General features: G+C 59.5%; 15 protein-coding genes. 5 read left to right on the forward strand and 10 right to left on the reverse strand.

Features of this window, described 5'->3' with window-relative positions; translation table 11 throughout:
* Positions 1–68 precede the first annotated feature (68 nt).
* Positions 69–1256, forward strand: coding sequence for a cation:proton antiporter (locus ABWW33_RS21680; RefSeq protein WP_353403716.1), 1188 nt, complete (start codon positions 69–71; stop codon positions 1254–1256).
* Between the two features lies 1 nt (position 1257).
* Positions 1258–2376, forward strand: a complete 1119-nt coding sequence (locus tag ABWW33_RS21685; protein ID WP_176651423.1) for a YbdK family carboxylate-amine ligase — start codon at positions 1258–1260, stop codon at positions 2374–2376.
* Between the two features lie 47 nt (positions 2377–2423).
* On the opposite strand, the gene ABWW33_RS21690 is transcribed toward ABWW33_RS21685, so the two are convergent.
* From ABWW33_RS21690 to ABWW33_RS21700, 3 genes are all read right to left on the reverse strand, one after another.
* Positions 2424–3416: a gamma-glutamyl-gamma-aminobutyrate hydrolase family protein gene (locus ABWW33_RS21690; RefSeq protein WP_176651422.1), complete on the reverse strand. Its 993-nt coding sequence runs from the start codon at positions 3414–3416 to the stop codon at positions 2424–2426.
* A 99-nt stretch (positions 3417–3515) separates the two neighbouring features.
* Positions 3516–3893, reverse strand: a complete 378-nt coding sequence (locus ABWW33_RS21695; protein ID WP_353403717.1) for a 4-fold beta flower protein — start codon at positions 3891–3893, stop codon at positions 3516–3518.
* Positions 3894–3982: 89 nt separating this feature from the next.
* Positions 3983–4894, reverse strand: a complete 912-nt coding sequence (locus tag ABWW33_RS21700; RefSeq protein ID WP_353403718.1) for a LysR family transcriptional regulator — start codon at positions 4892–4894, stop codon at positions 3983–3985.
* A gap of 223 nt (positions 4895–5117) precedes the next feature.
* Here ABWW33_RS21700 and ABWW33_RS21705 point away from each other — a divergent pair, with 223 nt between their 5' ends.
* The 3 genes from ABWW33_RS21705 (at position 5118) to ABWW33_RS21715 (ending at position 9433) form a co-directional block, all read left to right on the forward strand.
* Positions 5118–6104 (forward strand): Lnb N-terminal periplasmic domain-containing protein, encoded by a 987-nt coding sequence (locus ABWW33_RS21705; RefSeq protein ID WP_353403719.1) that lies wholly within the window; start codon positions 5118–5120, stop codon positions 6102–6104.
* 255 nt (positions 6105–6359) lie between these two features.
* Positions 6360–7010: a hypothetical protein gene (locus ABWW33_RS21710; protein WP_353403720.1), complete on the forward strand. Its 651-nt coding sequence runs from the start codon at positions 6360–6362 to the stop codon at positions 7008–7010.
* A gap of 29 nt (positions 7011–7039) precedes the next feature.
* Positions 7040–9433: a hypothetical protein gene (locus ABWW33_RS21715; protein WP_353403721.1), complete on the forward strand. Its 2394-nt coding sequence runs from the start codon at positions 7040–7042 to the stop codon at positions 9431–9433.
* 95 nt (positions 9434–9528) lie between these two features.
* Here the strand turns inward: ABWW33_RS21715 and ABWW33_RS21720 are convergent, their stop codons facing one another.
* The 7 genes from ABWW33_RS21720 to ABWW33_RS21750 all read right to left on the reverse strand — a co-directional run bounded on the left by ABWW33_RS21720 (position 9529) and on the right by ABWW33_RS21750 (position 16642).
* Entirely contained in the window at positions 9529–10233 is a 705-nt protein-coding gene (locus tag ABWW33_RS21720) for an ABC transporter ATP-binding protein (protein ID WP_353403722.1), read from the reverse strand.
* Complete coding sequence (locus tag ABWW33_RS21725; protein ID WP_353403723.1) at positions 10226–10939, reverse strand: ABC transporter ATP-binding protein; 714 nt, start codon at positions 10937–10939, stop codon at positions 10226–10228. Before ABWW33_RS21725 ends, ABWW33_RS21720 begins: the two co-directional genes overlap by 8 nt.
* Positions 10923–11834: a branched-chain amino acid ABC transporter permease gene (locus ABWW33_RS21730; protein WP_353403823.1), complete on the reverse strand. Its 912-nt coding sequence runs from the start codon at positions 11832–11834 to the stop codon at positions 10923–10925. The genes ABWW33_RS21725 and ABWW33_RS21730 overlap by 17 nt, the downstream gene beginning before the upstream one ends.
* 71 nt (positions 11835–11905) lie before the next feature.
* Complete coding sequence (locus ABWW33_RS21735; RefSeq protein ID WP_353403724.1) at positions 11906–12778, reverse strand: branched-chain amino acid ABC transporter permease; 873 nt, start codon at positions 12776–12778, stop codon at positions 11906–11908.
* Between the two features lie 6 nt (positions 12779–12784).
* Positions 12785–13924 (reverse strand): ABC transporter substrate-binding protein, encoded by a 1140-nt coding sequence (locus ABWW33_RS21740; protein ID WP_444551010.1) that lies wholly within the window; start codon positions 13922–13924, stop codon positions 12785–12787.
* 31 nt (positions 13925–13955) lie between these two features.
* On the reverse strand, positions 13956–15488 hold the full coding sequence (locus ABWW33_RS21745) for a class I adenylate-forming enzyme family protein (protein ID WP_353403726.1): 1533 nt from the start codon (positions 15486–15488) through the stop codon (positions 13956–13958).
* A complete protein-coding gene (locus ABWW33_RS21750) occupies positions 15485–16642 on the reverse strand; it encodes an acyl-CoA dehydrogenase family protein (RefSeq protein WP_353403727.1) in 1158 nt (385 codons plus the stop codon). Before ABWW33_RS21750 ends, ABWW33_RS21745 begins: the two co-directional genes overlap by 4 nt.

Genomic DNA, 16642 nt, shown 5'->3' on the forward strand with positions numbered 1-16642 from the left:
CTTAGCGCACAGTGACAGCGCCGGTAATTGTTCAGAATTGTACAAGTATCTTTAAAAAGGAGAAGTACATGCCGGATATTCAGGTCGTTATGACCGAACTAGGCTGGCCATTAGCGATCGCGGTGGCCTGGCTGACAGGTGAATTCCTGCACCGTTGGACCCGTCTGCCCCGCATCAGCGTTTACGGACTGGTTGGCTTTTTGCTGGCGCAGGCGTTTCCCGCCGCGCTGAGCAGCGGCGCATCGAGCACGGTGACCTTGCTGGCCAACCTGGCCTTTGGACTGATCCTGTTTGAATTCGGCTATCGCATCAACCTGCACTGGCTGCGCATTAATCCGTGGATCGCCGTCAGCGGCCTGGCCGAATCGGCCGCCACGTTCGGCGCGGTCTACCTGATCTCGCACCTGACCGGCATGCCGCCGCTGACCTCATTGCTGCTGGCGTCGCTGGCGATGTCGACGTCGCCGGCCGGCGTGCTGCGCGTGATTAACGAAGAGGACAGCTCGGGGCAGGTGACCGAGCGCGTGCTGCACCTGGTGGCGATCAACTGCGTGCTGGCGGTGTTCGTGTTCAAGGTGGTGGTCGGCTTCTGGGTGTTCCAGACTTCCGGCAGCCTGACGCAGGCCGTGTCGCACAGCCTGATCGAGCTGCTGGTGTCGGCCGCGCTGGGCGCGGTATTCGGCTTCCTGGTGCCGGCCGTGCTGCGCCGCCTCGGTGCGCTGGCGCAGGACGGCACCATCGCCTTCGCGCTGGGCGTGATCCTGCTGGTGGCGATGGCGCACGCCTTCGACGTCTCGCCGGTGCTGGCGACGCTGACCTTCGGCCTGGCCGCGCGCCACAGCCGCGTGGCCTTCAGCCGCACCGAGCGCAATTTCGGCGGCATCGGCGAACTGCTGACGGTGCTGCTGTTCGTGTTCGCCGTCTCCACGCTGGAATGGGACCGCGTGGTCGACGGCGCGGGCCTCGGCCTGGTGCTGCTGCTGGCGCGCTTTGTGGTCAAGGCCGGCGCGGTGGCGGCATTCGCCAAGGTGAGCGGCATTTCATGGCGCAAGGGACTGTTGACCGGCATCGCGCTGTCGCCGATGTCGGTGTTCGTCATCCTGCTGCTGGAGCAGACTAAATACATGGGTATCGTGCTGGTCGACGAACTGGCCGCGCTGGCGGCGATGACACTGCTGCTGGAAGTGATCGGCCCCGTCATCACGCAGCGCGCGCTGATCTGGGCCAACGAAACCCCGGCTAAAGAGGAGCATTAACATGCCATTGGAACCATTCAAATCATCGCAGCCGCTGACCATGGGCGTCGAGCTGGAACTGCAACTGGTTAGCCTGTCGGACTTCGACCTGACCGCGTCCAGCCCGGACCTGCTGCACCTGCTGGCGCGCAAGCCATTCCCCGGCAACGTCACGCCGGAAATCACCGAGAGCATGATCGAGATTAACAGCGACGTGCACACCAACCACTCGGAATTGGTGGCGCAGCTGCAGGTGATCCGCGACACGCTGGTGCAGGCCGGCGAGCAGCTCAACATCGGCATCTGCGGCGGCGGCACGCATCCGTTCCAGAAATGGTCGGAGCGGCGGATTTTCTCCAAGCCGCGCTTCAAGGAAGTGTCCGAGCTGTATGGCTATCTGGCCAAGCAGTTTACGATCTTCGGCCAACACGTGCACATAGGCTGCGCCTCGGGCGACGACGCCTTGTTCCTGCTGCATTCCCTGAGCCGTTACGTGCCGCACTTTATCGCGCTATCGTCGTCGTCGCCTTACGTGCAGGGCAACGACACGCTGTTCAATTCGGCGCGGCTGAACTCCGTGTTCGCCTTCCCGATGAGCGGCCGCGCGCCGTTCATGCAGCACTGGTCCAGCTTCGAGCACGAGTACTTCGCGAAGATGGAACACACCGGCGTGATCAAGAGCATGAAGGACTTCTACTGGGACATCCGGCCGAAGCCGGAATTCGGCACCATCGAGCTGCGCGTGTGCGACACGCCGCTGACGGTGGAGCGGGCGGCGGCGCTGGCCGTTTATCTGCAGGCGCTGTGCCGCTACCTGCTGGAACGCCGCGAGGAAGCGCCGGCCGAGGATGACTACCTGGTCTACAACTACAACCGCTTCCAGGCCTGCCGCTTCGGGCTCGATGGCACGCTGGTGCATCCGAAGACCTACGAGAGCCTGTCGCTGCGCGAAGACATCCTGACCACGCTGCGCAAGATGGAGCCGCACGGCGCCGCGCTGGGCGGCACGGCGGGCCTGCAGCACCTGGTGCAGGTCACGCACGAGGGCAGCGACGCGCACTACCTGCGGCAGCAGTTCGACCGCAGCGGCAGCGCCGAAGGCATGGTGGACGCGGCGATCCAGCGTTTCCGCGGGCATTGATTATCGGGCGGCGATCGCCTTTGCCGAGGCGGGCGATCGCGTCGGGCCTAGAACCGCGTCTCGCGCGCGACGCGCAGGAAGTTGTCGAGGATGGCGGTGCAGTCGAGCAGTTCGACGCCGCCGGCGCGGTGGAACTCAGGATGCCATTGCAGGCCCATGACGAAGGGCGCCTTGCGGTAGCGGATCGCCTCGACCATATTGTCCGGCACCGACAGCGCCTCGACCGACATGTCGCGCCCCAGCGTCTTGACGGCCTGGTGGTGGATGGAGTTGACGGTTCCGCTGCTCTTGCCGCGGAATAGCTTGGCCAGCGAGGAGCCGGCCGGGAAGCTGATGTCGTGGCGGTTGCGGTCGTAGGCGTCGTTGACGTGGGCCAGCGAATCGGGCACGTCGGAGGCGATGTCCTGGTACAGCGTGCCGCCGAAGGCGACATTGATCAGTTGGCAGCCGCGGCAGATGCCCAGCACCGGCTTGCCGGCCTCGATGAACTCATGCAGCAGCTCCAGCTCGTACATGTCGCGCGCGCGGTCGCCGCCCCATTCCGGCCGGGTGGGTGTTTCCGAGTAACTCTGCGGCGAGACGTCGGCGCCGCCCTGCAGCACCAGGCCGTCGAGGTGGCGGGCGTAGTCGCGCAGGCGGATGTTGGACGGGTGCAGCAGGCCGTCGGTATTGACGGTCGGGATCATGAACACCAGCACGTCGCGCGACATCACCCACTGCGCGATGGATTCCTCGAGATACTGCAGGTTCTTGCTGCGCAGGCCGGTCGCTCCCGGCTCCGGGTGAAAGATCCGCGCCGACACGCCGATGTGCAGCGGCCTCTGGATGATGTGTCGCGTGGCCGCCGCCGCGATGCGGCGATAGCGCGCCATGATGACGCGGCCCCACAGGCTGAAGACGGTATCGCCCGGATCCAGGTAGCGCGGCGTGCCGGTGTCCTGGTAATCCTTGCGGGCTTGTTTGCGGCGATCGCCCTGGTCGCCGCTGCGTCGGTGCGGGGTATTCTGCTGCGGTTCTTGATCGTCTGGCCCTGCGCTCATGCGCACCCCTAGTGTTGATTGGTATGGCGAAGTGTGCCATAGGTGGCGTTCTGTTGTCGCCCGCTTAGCGGGGCGGCGCGACTGCCCGGAAGGCCGTTTTTAGCAGCTGGCGTGCCGCATCGACATGCCCGCATACGGGCGGGCGTGCAGCTGCGCGGCAGGCGGCACGGTAACCGGCGGGCGGCTATGCCGCACCTTCAGCCGCGGCACGTGCGGGCGGCGCGAAAATTCCGGCATCGGCGGCGGCAACCGGTCCGCAGGCAGCGGGGCGCAGGTGTGCTGCAGCATGCCGACGATGCGGTTATGGACATCGTACAAGGTGCTGATCTCGAACCAGCCGATATGATCGCCGTTGATGGCATACACCCCGTTGCCGAACAACCAGGAAACGACTTCCCCGCGCGGGCTGCGGAAGCAGTGCTCGTCCTGTATCAGCACGGGCGCACCGTTGCGATCGATAATCCACTCTGCCATCATATGCTCCTCGGTTTGTTGCCTCCAGAATAGGCTGGAAGTACCCGGGCGATTTGTGCGCTAGCGAACTTATCTGTACGAATCTCGGCTTTTTATGATGGTTTGTCGGAAATCTGCACAAGCTTCAGTACCAGCGCATCGGCGAAGGCGGCCACCAGCGGATCGGCCTCGCGCCGGCAGGCCAGGCCGACAGTGGTGTGCAAGCGGCCATGGTCGAGCGGGATGAAGCGCACGCCGGCCGGCGCCGTCAGCCGCATGCATTCGGGGACGATGGCGATGCCGAGATTGGCTTCGATCAGGTTCAGCTGCGACGACTTGCGCGACAGCGCGCGCGCCGGCTTGGGGAAGAAGCCCTGTTCCAGGCACAGGTCGGCCACCAGATAGCTCAAGCCGCCCCGGTCCTTGTGCGGGATCGAGATGAAGGCTTCGTTGTTCAGGCTGGCCAGGTCGACGTTGTCGAGCGCCGCCAGCGGCGAGTGCTGCGACACCGCCACCATCAGCCGTTCGGTGGAAATTTCGCGGACGTGGATGTGCGGATGGCGGCGCAAGGTGGGCAGGCGCAACAGGCCGATATCGGCGCGGCCTTCCTCGATTTCCAGCGTCTGGTTTTCCGATGGCAGCATCGAGACGTCCAGCGTCACGCCGGTAAATTCGTCGAGCAACTGGCTCAGCGCGCCGGTGAACTGCGGCGTCAGGATCACCGAGCTGGAATGCTGCAGGCGGATCACGCCCTGCACGCCCTGGCCGACATGGCGGGTCTGTATTACCGTGGCTTCGATGTCGTCCAGGATGCGTTTGGCTCGATCGAAGAATACCTGGCCGGTGGAAGTCAGCTCGAACTGGCGCGAGTCGCGGGTCAGCAGCTGCGTTTGCAGCTCGTCTTCCAGTTCCTTGATCTGCCGGCTCAAGGCAGACTGCGCGATGTACAGCTTCTCGGCCGCACGCGAATAGCTGCCGGCCTCGACGATTTCTACGAAATATTTAAACTGTTTAAGTGAAATCACCGTTATGCCGTTTCGAGATGGTTGGCCGCCGTATTTGATATTGGATCGTATCCGGCCACAAGGTTAAAGTGAAGCGTCACTTCTTCATTCACGGAGCCAGCCATGTTGGAATTGATCGGTGTCATCGGCGTCGTGCTGAGTATTGCAGTAAAACTGATATGCGTCCAGATCGGCTGTGCAAGCGGAGTCGACGACAAAGAGGATTAAGCCCCATAATCGGGGCATGAAAAATCGCTACCTGATCCTGGCCGGCATGATCTCCGGCTCGTTGCTGTTTGTGTTGCTGGCGGTCTGGGGCGGCTTCGCGCTGTGGTTCCAGGTGCCGGGCGGGCCGCTGGTGCGGAAGGCCATGCCTGCGCTGTGGGCGGCGTTCAGCCTCATCACGCTGGCACGCTGGTGGATGATGCGGCGTATTAAGCCGCTGCTGCCGTGGCTGGTCGCGATCTGCGCGATGATGGCGTGGTGGAGCACGATCAATCCGTCGCATGAGCGCATTTGGGCCGACGACGTGTCGCGCATGGTGACTGGCAAGGTGGATGGCAGCATCGTCACGCTGGACCAGGTGCGCAACTTCGACTGGCGCAGCGATACCGACTACACGCAGCGCTGGGAAGCGCGCAGCTACGATCTGGACAAGCTGAGCTCGGTGGACGTGGCGATGTCGTACTGGATGGGGCCGGCCATCGCGCACACGCTGGTGTCGTTCGGCTTTGCGGACGGGCGCTACCTGACCTTTTCCATTGAAATCCGCAAGGAGCGCGGCGAGAGTTTCGACGGCCTGGCGGGATTTTTCAAGAAATACGAGACCGTGCTGATCGCCGCCGACGAACGCGACATCCTGCGTGTGCGCACCAACGTGCGCGGCGAGGACATGTGGCTGTACCGGCTGAAGATGCCGCCGGAGATGATGCGTTCGCTGTTCATGGCGTATCTGGACGAGGGCGAACAGCTGAAGCGCACCCCGCGCTTCTACAACACCCTGACCGCCAATTGCACCACCATCGTCTTCGAGATGGCACGGCGCATCGATCCCGGGTTGCCGATGGATTGGCGGTTGCTGGCATCAGGCTATCTCGACCGCTATCTGTATGATATCGGTGCACTGGCGGGGCAAGGTAGCATCGACTCCATGCGATTCCATGCCAATGTTACGGAAAAAGCCATAGAGGCAAACGGCGTTGCGGACTTTTCTTACGAGATCCGCCGCTAACCAATCAAGAGCACTGCCTGGGCAGTCCGGCATGTGCTGCAACTCTATGGGAATTCGCGTCCGAAGTGCATCGCCAAGTCTTGTTCGAGGCGTTGCCAGCAAAGCTGCTGCGCCGCGACGTGGTACAGCGATACCATGAGGTGGTGGAGCAGGTTTTGGAGACTCCACAAACTATTGATCAACAAAAATGTAAATGTGATTATTGGTTAGATTTCCTTTCGGAAATTGCCATATAATTTTTTATAAGCTAGTGCAATGCGTCAATCGTTGCAACAGCAAATCGAGAAAGGTTGTTGGGATATGCACACTTGTGTTACTCATTTTTGGACAGCACTTGGGGTGTTGACCGGTGCATTTTTACCGTTGCCTTCCGTTATTGGTGCCCCTCACGAACAAGGCGCGATCAATTATGAAATTGCAGAACCTCCTTTTTCTGATCGCGATTTAGTAAGAATTTTAGGGAATTTATCCGGAGGCGAAAACGGATTTATAAGCAAACAATTACTTGAACACGAATTCAAGATGCAACTGACAAAGGTGGACCCGAGACGGCTAGCGGTTCCTGCTTCCAATCCTGAAACTTATGGAACCACGGCATATGTGAACTGGTATTTCGATATGCTTTATTCTCAAAGGGGAAGGAAAACAGAATTTTCCTTCGGATGGGGAAATCCGCCAAATAAACCAGCTACTCCAATGGCCGGCGGCAGGTCCAAACTATGCGTGAGCTTAGAGGACATGTCATCTGAGTTCGTTAGTAGAGGTTGGGTAAGCGCCTCGACCCATTTCAATCCTACGTTCACCTCGACAGAGTATATAAAAGGCTACGGAAAAATTCTATTTTCTACTAGCTCAGAATCTCATTGCATGATCTCTATTCTCATATCATCTATTCCCGCAAACTAATTTATTAATCATTTTTTTGGATATTTCACATGACAATTGTGTTGCAGCAACCAACATTGGATAAGATGATTAGCTTTGCGGCCACCGTGACAGGCGGCGAAAACAGTCAAGCATATCAAGCGCTTTTGAATTCGCTATTGAGTTCATCGGAATTGGCAGAAGCAGTTAATGGCGGAATTGTTTCGGGTGAAATTAATGGGTTTTCGCCCACATCAGTAGTTGGTGTAGGCGGGCAATTTGATCCTTCCAGTAAAACTATTCTGATTCCCGTAAATCAAAATACTGGAGAGCTTTCCAATGGTATGACATTTGGGACCATGGTATTTGTAATGGCCCATGAAGTTCGCCACAGTGTGAATGCTGAATCAACCCTTGAGGCATTCAACCAATTTCATAACTCAGCTGACTATTTAGCATCATTTGATGGTGTTCAAGACTACACTGCAACGTTACTTGCAATTCAAAAAGCGCATGCTACTGATGAGGCAACAGCGCAGATCGCCGGATGGAATGCTGTTGTCAGCGAGGTTAATAGCACACCTGGCGTCCATTTATATAGTGAATACCGCATGGCAGCCGGTGGATACGGCGATTACTTTATGACTGCCGGCGGGGCTGCTATGCCTGGATTGGCATTTAATTCAAATTACACAATTCAATTTTCCGAAAGCAATATTGATGCTGAAAGGGAATTATACTTCTATAATCCCAACGTTAAAGTGGGTTCAAGTAATTACCCTAACTATTATGGTGCAAAAGAATTATCCTATATTGCCTCCAAGGAGCTTTATGATCGGGTGGCGATTGACATGGATGTATTAAGATTTGATCCTTTTGTCATAAAAAATAATAACCTGTTGGGGTTAACCGCAGGACAATCGATTGATATAGTCGATCTCCATACAGGTACAGAGTACACTTTCGATTCGACCTCTGCTGGGCAGCAACTTGGAGTGGCACGGCCAATAATTATTCCAAGTGGACATGAGACTGAACGGTTAACTTACAATGAATTCAATGTTGTAACTAATGTTGAACACGACTGGCAAAAGGATGATGGTTCCTCAGGGCATGATAGCGCTGATAATATAGGCAATAAAACGGGCGATTCAGTTGATGCCGATGGTACGAATCATTGGTTCTTTAAATATGCTTCTGGGGGATATGGTGATGGGTTCAGCAGTAAAACCGAAAATTTTTCCGAAGTATATAATTCTGATGGCACCTTCAATAAGGATGATCGTAATTATTTAACTGGGGCTAGGAGTTATTCTTATAAAAATTCAAACGGCTCTTTTGGGGATTATGAGCATAATGCTGATGGCTCATCTCATGAATATTTACATAATGCTGACGGCTCATACAGTGAGTCGTCCACTAAATTAGATGGGTCCACTTCTTCGGAGTACAAATCCTCTAATGGGTTCTATAGCAAGGATGAACGTGGAGCAGATGGGTCAACACATAACTATTCCATGGATGCAAATGGATATTATAGTGATTCTTACAATAGAGCAGATGGTTCTTCGTCATACGAAAGTTTGTCCGCGAGTCATTATTATAGTTTGAACATCACATATGCTGACTCTTCTAGTTACAGCAAAAGTATTTCTCCAGATGGATCGGTCTATATAGGTAGTTATCACAATGATGGTGCGTACGAGACCTCATATACATTAGCTAATGGCGAGACTTCTACTACGGTCGGTGACGGTGTTGGCGATGAAGATACACATCTAATTCTAGCGGATAAGACAGATATCCATATCTGGAGGAATAGCGATGGCACATCGGGTTCCGAAACCACGGATAACGAGAACACACTTACACAGCGCCTTATAGATAGCGATCACGCTATTCATGATAATGTTTATAAGGAAAATGGCGATTACACCAAACTAACAACTCATGATGATGGAACGTTTGAGAAGGAAACATATGACGTTGCAACTGATTCTATTCTATTTGAAACATATGACCTGGACAAGACGCGCCATAATTATGGAAATTCAGTAAGCAATCCTAACGAAGAGCACTTCGATAGTGTAACCTATAAAGACGGTAGCGGGTATGGTCAAGGCGTGGAAGCTGACGGCGATTATTCGTATTGGACAACCGATAGTAAAGGTTATACCGAGACATCGCGTCGCGATACCTTGATTTTTGGTAACGGCGAAAAAATTATTCGTGAAAGTACTATAAAATCAGATCATGTAGGAATAATAGATGAGCAAATGGATGTGCATGATTTTGTTGTGAAAAACGAAGAGTCCGGTGGCGGCTTTGAAGAATTGGTTGAGCATGTTTCAAATGTGCGAACAGATCTAAATGGATATGACAGCATAACAACGCTCCTTAGCATCGATGGTGTCATAATTGTAGGAGGGCAGGAAATTAATCATCAACATTATTTATATGGATAATCCTGGACCTTGCGTATTAATCCCTATTGTTTTCATTGTTATTGGAAAATATGATTTCTAGATTGGAGAGACAATTTTTTAAGAAAATTTGGGGGCTAGTTACCGTGAAAAAAGAGTTTATGGATGTGTTGGATATTCGTATCTGCGGCATTCTGGGAAATGCAAATTTTCCCGCTTAGTATCATAAGTACATGTTCAGCTACATTTATTGCGCGTTCGGTATTTTGTTCAACCAGGATGATGGAGCGATTGCCTTGCTTGAGACGCCTCAGAATTTCGAACAGCTCATTAGCCATCAATGGCGCCAAGCCGAGTGATGGCTCATCGATAATCAGCAGGCGCGGATCGGACATCAGCCCGCGCGCCATCGCCAGCATTTGCGCTTCGCCGCCGGACAGCGATCCAGCCAGCTGCGTGCGGCGCTCGCGCAGGCGGGGGAACATGTCGTAGGCTTCTTCCAGCCGCCGCTTCACATGCGGGCGGTGCGACTTGTGGAAGGCGCCCATGATCAGATTTTCTTCCACGCCCATGTCTCGGAAGACCATGCGGCCTTCGGGGATCATGGCGATGCCGTGGTCCGCCATCTCCCACGTCGGCGTGCCGTTCAGGCGTTGGCCGTTCAGGCGGATCTCGCCGGCGGTCACCGGCACCAGTCCCATGATCGCGCGCAGCAGTGTGGTCTTGCCGGCGCCGTTCGGTCCGATGATGGTCGTGAGCTTGCCCGCTTCCGCCTTCAGCGACACATCCCACAACACGTTGATGGCGCCGTAGCCTGCGCGTATCTGGTCCACTTCAAGCATGCGCCGCTCCCGTGTAGCTGCGGATGACTTCCGGATCGTTGAACACAGCCTCCGGCGTGCCGTCCGCGATCAGCTGGCCGAAGTTGAGCACCACCACGCGCTGGCACAGCGTGTTGATGGTCTCGATGTCGTGCTCGATGATGACGATGCCCACGCCGAAACGCTCATGCATCTCCTTCAGCATGCCCATGAAGCGCCGCTTGCCGTTGGTCTCCAGGCCGGCCAGCACTTCGTCCAGCAACAGCAGCTTGGGCGTGGTGGCCAGCGCCTTGGCCACTTCCAGCGCCTTCAACTCGGTCAGCGCCAGTTCGGTGGCGGCGTCGCGATGGGCTTTGTCGGTGAGGCTGGTGAATTCGAGGATCTCAGCGATCTTGTCGTCGTCGACCTTGCCGGTCCCGAAGCGCTGCGCGACCACAAGGTTTTCGCGCACCGTCAATTCGTGCATCGGCTGCGGAATCTGGAAGGTGCGGCCGATGCCGAGCCGCGCGCGGCGGTACATGGGCGTGCGCATGACGTCGCGGCGGTCGAAGTGGATGCTGCCGCCGGTCGGCCGCACCAGGCCGGAGATGGCGTTGAACAGCGTGGTCTTGCCGGCGCCGTTGGGGCCGACCAGGCCGACCACGTCGTGGGTGCCGATGGCCAGCGTGACGGCGTTGACCGCCGTCAGCCCGCCGAAGCGGACCGAGAGGTTATTCAGCTCCAGCATGATCTTTCCTTCGCAGTAGGGAGAGCAGTCCGCTGGGGCTGAAAACGATCATCGCCACCAGCAGGCCGCCCAATACCAGTTGATGCCCGGTCGGGATCAGCGATTTGAATACCAGTTGATCGAGCAGGTACACCACCAGCGCGCCGATCACCGGCCCGGTGATGGTGCGGTAGCCGCCGAAGATGGCGGCGACGATGGGAATGGTTACCCACGAGCCGTTGAAGGCGTAGTCCGGTTCGAGGAAGTTGATGTAGTGGGCGTTGAAAGCGCCCGCCACGCCGGCCATGAAGGCGGAGACCAGCAGCATCAGGCCTTTCAGCAGCGTGCTGTTGACGCCGACCACGCGGGTGGCGTCTTCGCTGTCGTGCATGGCGCGCAGGGCCAGGCCGTAGTGGCTGGCGCGGATGGCGCGATAGATCGCGGCGAATATCAGCACGATCAACAGGATCACGGCGTAGGCACCGGCTTTGCTGCTCAGGTCATAGCCGACGAGCGTCGGCAGCACGGGGATGTTGGCGATGCCGCCCGAGCCGCCGGTGAGCGTAGTCCATTCGGTGGCGAGGATGCGGAAGATGTGGGCGTAGGCGAGGATGGCCAGTGCGAAGTAGGGGCCGCGCAGGCGGAGCACCGGCAGCATGACGATGGCGGCCAGCAGCGCTCCAAGGCCGCCCAGCGCCATGCCGGCGAGTACCGGTACGCCCAACTTGATGGTGAGGATGGCCGAGGTGTAGGCGCCTATGCCGAAGAAGGCGCTGTGGCCGAAGCTGACCATGCCGCCCAGGTTGCCCAGCAAGGCCCAGGACATGGCGACGCAGCCGATTACCAAGGCCGCTACGATGAGGCTCATGACGTAGTTGTCGGTGCCGAAGAGCAGGGGGATGGCGATGCAGGTCATTGCGCCCGCTAGTGGCGTTAGCCAGCGTTCTATGGGGCCCCGCTTGCGCGAGGACGACGGGGTGGTCGGGGTCATCCGCGCCTCCGGGTTGCGCCTAGCAGGCCGTTCGGCATGACGAACAGCACCAGCAGGAACAGCGTCATGCCGGCCAGTTCCTGCAGCGCCGAACTGGCCAGCGTGACGGTCAGCGCTTCGGCCACGCCCAGCAGTACGGCGCCCAGCAGCACGCCCGGTATCGAACCGACGCCCGCCAGCACCGTGATGATGAAGGCTTTGACCGTCAATGCGCCGCCATAGGCCGGCTGGATCACGCCGTAGCTGTACAGCGCCACGCCGGCGAATCCGGCCAGCATACCGGCGACGATGAACGACACCAGTTCGGTGCGCCCCGGTGCGATGCCCATCAATTTGGCGGCGTCGCGGTTGCTGGAGACGGCGCGCAGCGCCCGTCCATACCAGCTGCGCGACAGCCACCACCACAAGCCGCCCATCAGCAGCAGGCTGACGACAAAGAAAATCAGCTCGCTGCGCATGCTGTACAGCGGCCCGACCACGAACGCTTCCTGCAGCCAGCTGGAACTGGTCGAGCGCACGTCGGCCTTCCAGATCAGCAGGATCAGATTGGTCAGGATGACGCCGATGCCGAAGGTGAGTATCAGTGAATTGATCTCGCGGTCCTTCCTGATCCGGCTGACGATGCCGTACACCCCGGCCGACGTCGCGCTGACCACGACCAGCGCGACCGGTATCGCCCACGCGGGATTCAACCCCAGCTTGGACTCCACCGTGTAAGCGATGTACGCGGCCAGCAGCACCAGCTCACCGTGCGCGAGGTTGATGACCCGCATGGTGCCGAACACCAGCGCCAGGCCCAGCGCGATCAGCGCGTAGGAACCGCCTTGCAGCAGGCCGGAATACAGCGCCTGCAGTATCAGTTCAGTCATATGCGCCTACCAGGGCAGGCCGGGATACACCATCTTGGCGGTCGCCGATTCCTTGGGCCAGACGATGGCGATGTTCTTGCCCTGGTGCTGGCCCATGCGGTGCACGAAGTTGAGATTGTCGCCGTTGGCGGCAAACTGCACGCGGCCGATCAGCGTGTCGCGGTCGGTCTTGCGCAGCTCTTCGGCCACGCCGCCTTTCTTCACCGTGCCCTTGTCGGCCGCGCGGGCGATGGCTTCGAACAGCAGCATCGACTGCACGTAGCCGAACTGGCCGAGGTAGTCAGGCTCTTTCTTGTACAAGGTTTTGTAGGTGTCGGCGAAGGTCTTGCCGTCGGCCGTTTCGAAGGTGGCGGGGAAGGGTAGCAGCGCGGTGCCGTACACGTTCGGCATCAGGTCGGGGAATTCGGTTGCCATCTTCGGCGTCGCCAGCGACCACACGCCGATCATCGCCTTGACCGGCGGCTTCAGCACCCGCGCCGCGCGAAGGATGCCGACGTAATCGTTCTCGTAGCCCACCATCAGTATCACTTCCGATTTGTCCTGCAGCTTGATCTTGTTGATGATCGGCTTGAAGTCGGTGATGGCGGGGTCGAAGGAATGCGTGGTGGCCTTGACGCCCTTGGACGTCAGCACCTTCTGCACCGAGTTGGCGAGGTCGGACGTGGCTTCCTTGGTGGAGAAAATGATCGACACCGATTTGGCGCCCATGTCCGCCAGCAGCCCTTGCACGGCGCGCTCGTAGCCGGCGGTGTTATTGATGCGGAAGAAGTTCTTGCGGCCGCTGTTGACCAGGCTGTCGTCGACGCCGCCGGAAGTCATGTAGACCAGGCCCAGCTTGTTGGCGGCGTCGGAGGCCGGGGAGATATTGTTGGAGCCGTAGCCGCCGGTGATCGCGACCGCGCCCTGGTTGGCCAGCTTTTCCACCGCCGCCACGGCCTTGGCCGGCGCCGATTCGTCGTCGACGGTGATGATTTTGATTTTGTGCTTGCCGTTGGTCTTGTTGAATACCTCGGCGGCGACCATCACGCCTTCCTGCATGCCGGCGCCGACGCGGGCCAGCGTGCCGGTCAGCGGCAGTTCCGCGCCGACCACGAATTCCTCTGCATGCAAATTTGCCAGTGCTGCGGCCATCAGTGTGGCCATCATTATTTTTTTCACGCTTGTCTCCCGTTAGTGGTTATTTTTGTGCCAGTTGTCGCAACTGTCCTTTCAATATTTTTCCGGTTGCCGCTGCGGGCAGGGTTTGCATTTCGATGATCTCGGTCGGACATTTATAGGGCGACAGTTGCGTCGCCAGGTACTGCTGCAATTCTTCGGAGGTGACGCGGTGGCGCGGATCGATTTCGACGAAGGCTACCACTTCCTCGTTGCCGTCGGCGGCGTTGCGGCCGACCACCGCCGATTGCGTCACCGCCGGATGGGCGTTCAATACCGTCTCCACCTCCAGCGGATAGACGTTGAAGCCCGAACGGATAATCAGTTCCTTGGTGCGGCCGACGATGAACAGGGCGCCGTCGGCGTCCTGGCGGGCGACGTCGCCGGTGTTGAGCCAGCCGCCGGGCCGCATCGCCGTCGCCGTCAGTTCCGGCTCGCGGTAGTAGCCCAGCATGATGTTGGGGCCGCGCACCCACAGTTCTCCGTCCGCACCGTGAGGCACGTCGACGCCGCCGGCATCGACCAGGCGCACTTCGACGCCTGGTATCGCCTGGCCCACCGACGTGTCGCTGCGCGGCTGGTCGAGGCGGGTCTGGCTGATCGTGGGCGAGGTTTCAGTCATGCCATAGCCGTTGTGCAGCGGCAGCCCGAACAGCTGCTCGGCCTGTGTCTTCAGCGTCGGCGACAGCGGCGAGCCTCCCGCGTACATAAAACGCAGTTGCGACGCCAGGCGCTGCCCGGAGCCGCCCAGCGTTTCCAGCAGGCGCGCGTACATGGCGGGCACACCCTGCAGGATGGTCAGGTGGTCGTCGCGGATCGCCTTCAGGACTGCGTCCGGCGTGAAGCGCGGACACAGGTACAGGCAGGCACCGGCGTACAAGGTGCCCAGCATGACCGAGGCCAGGCCGTAGACGTGGCTGATGGGCAGCACGCCGTAGGCACGGTCCGATGGCGTCAGGCCACGCAGCGTGCTGGAGACGGCGGCGATGAACAGCAGGTTGCGGTGCGTGAGCATCACGCCCTTGGGCTGGCCGGTGGTGCCGGTGGTGTAGATCAGCGCGGCCACCTGTTCCGCCGACGCCTCGTGCGCCGGCTCCGCAGCGCAATTCATGTTCAGCCGGCCGACCATCCATTCGCCGTATGGCGAGTCGGCGGCCGAAGCGCCGTGGCTCAGGCCATGTGCGGCCGCCTCGGCGGAAACGGACGAGGTATAGATCACGCGCCGCGCACCGCAATGCTGCATGATCGCGTCGACTTCGCGCGCCGACAGGCGTCCGTTGACGTGGACGATCCACGCATCGACCGCCGCTGCGGCCAGCGTGAGCACCACTTGCGCGACGCAGTTCTCGCCAACCACCATCAGGCGGTCGCCGGGCCGCAGCTTCAGCGCGCGCAGCAGCACGGCGGTCTCGTCGACCGCTGCCGCCAGCTCCGCATAGGTCCAGTGGCGGCGGCCGTCATGCAGCGCGTTGGTGTGCGGCGCGCGCTCGGCCCAGCGGCGCGGTATGGCGCTGATGCGTGCCGGCAGCGCCGCCAGTAGCTGGTCGGTGTTCATCGGCTTTCCGCCGCCTTGATCATGTGGCGGGCGATGACCAGCTGCTGGATCTGCGACGTGCCTTCGTAGATGCGGAACAGCCGCACGTCGCGGTAGAAGCGCTCGGCCGCGTAGTCGGACACGTAGCCGGCGCCGCCATGGATCTGCACCGAGCGGTCGGCCACCCGGCCGCACATTTCGGAGGCGAACAGCTTGCAGCACGAGGCCTCGGTGGTGATGTCCTCGTTGTTGTCGCGGCGGCGGGCGGCGTCCAGCACCATGCTGCGGGCGGCGTAGATTTCGGTCTTGCTGTCGGCCAGCATGGCCTGCACCAGCTGGAACTCGGCGATCGGCTGGCCGAACTGCTGGCGCTCCATCGCGTAGCGCAACGCGTCCTCCAGCATGCGCTCGGCCACGCCGATGCAGACCGCCGAGATATGCAGGCGGCCCTTGTCGAGCACCTTCATCGCGGTCTTGAAACCCATGCCCGGCGTGCCGCCGATGATGCTGCTGGCCGGCACGCGGCAGTTTTCAAAGATCACGTCGCTGGTGTGGGCGCCGCGCTGGCCCATTTTCTTGTCGGTCTTGCCGAGCGAGAGGCCGGGCGTGTCGCGTTCGACGATGAAGGCGGATACGCCGCTGGCGCCTTTGCGGTCGGCCTCGGTGCGCGCCATCACGGTGAACACGCCGGCCTCCGGCGCGTTGGTGATATAGCGTTTGGTGCCGTTGATGACGTAATGGTCGCCGTCGCGCACGGCGGAGGTGGTCAGCGAGCCGGCGTCGGAGCCGTAGCCCGGTTCGGTCAGCGCGAACGAGCCGATGACTTCGCCCGACGCCATGCGCGGCAGCCAGGCGTTCTTCTGTTCTTCGGTGCCGTCGATCAAGATGCCTTGCGAGCCGATGCCGTTGTTGGTGCCGAACAGCGAGCGGAAGGCGGGCGAGGTGCGGGCGATCTCGAACGCCGCCAGCACTTCTTCTTCCATGGTCAGCCCAAGGCCGCCATATTCTTCGGGGATGGAGAGGCCGAACAGGCCCAGTTCACGCATCTGCGCCACCAGCGCGGGAGGGATTTCATCGGTGTCGGCGACGTGCTGCTCGTGCGGCACCAGTTGTTCGCGCACGAAGCGGCGGATGCTGTCCAACAGGATGTTCAGCGTTTCCTGGTCTCTTATCAT

The organism is Duganella hordei (genome assembly GCF_040369125.1).
Lineage (GTDB): Bacteria > Pseudomonadota > Gammaproteobacteria > Burkholderiales > Burkholderiaceae_D > Rugamonas > Rugamonas hordei.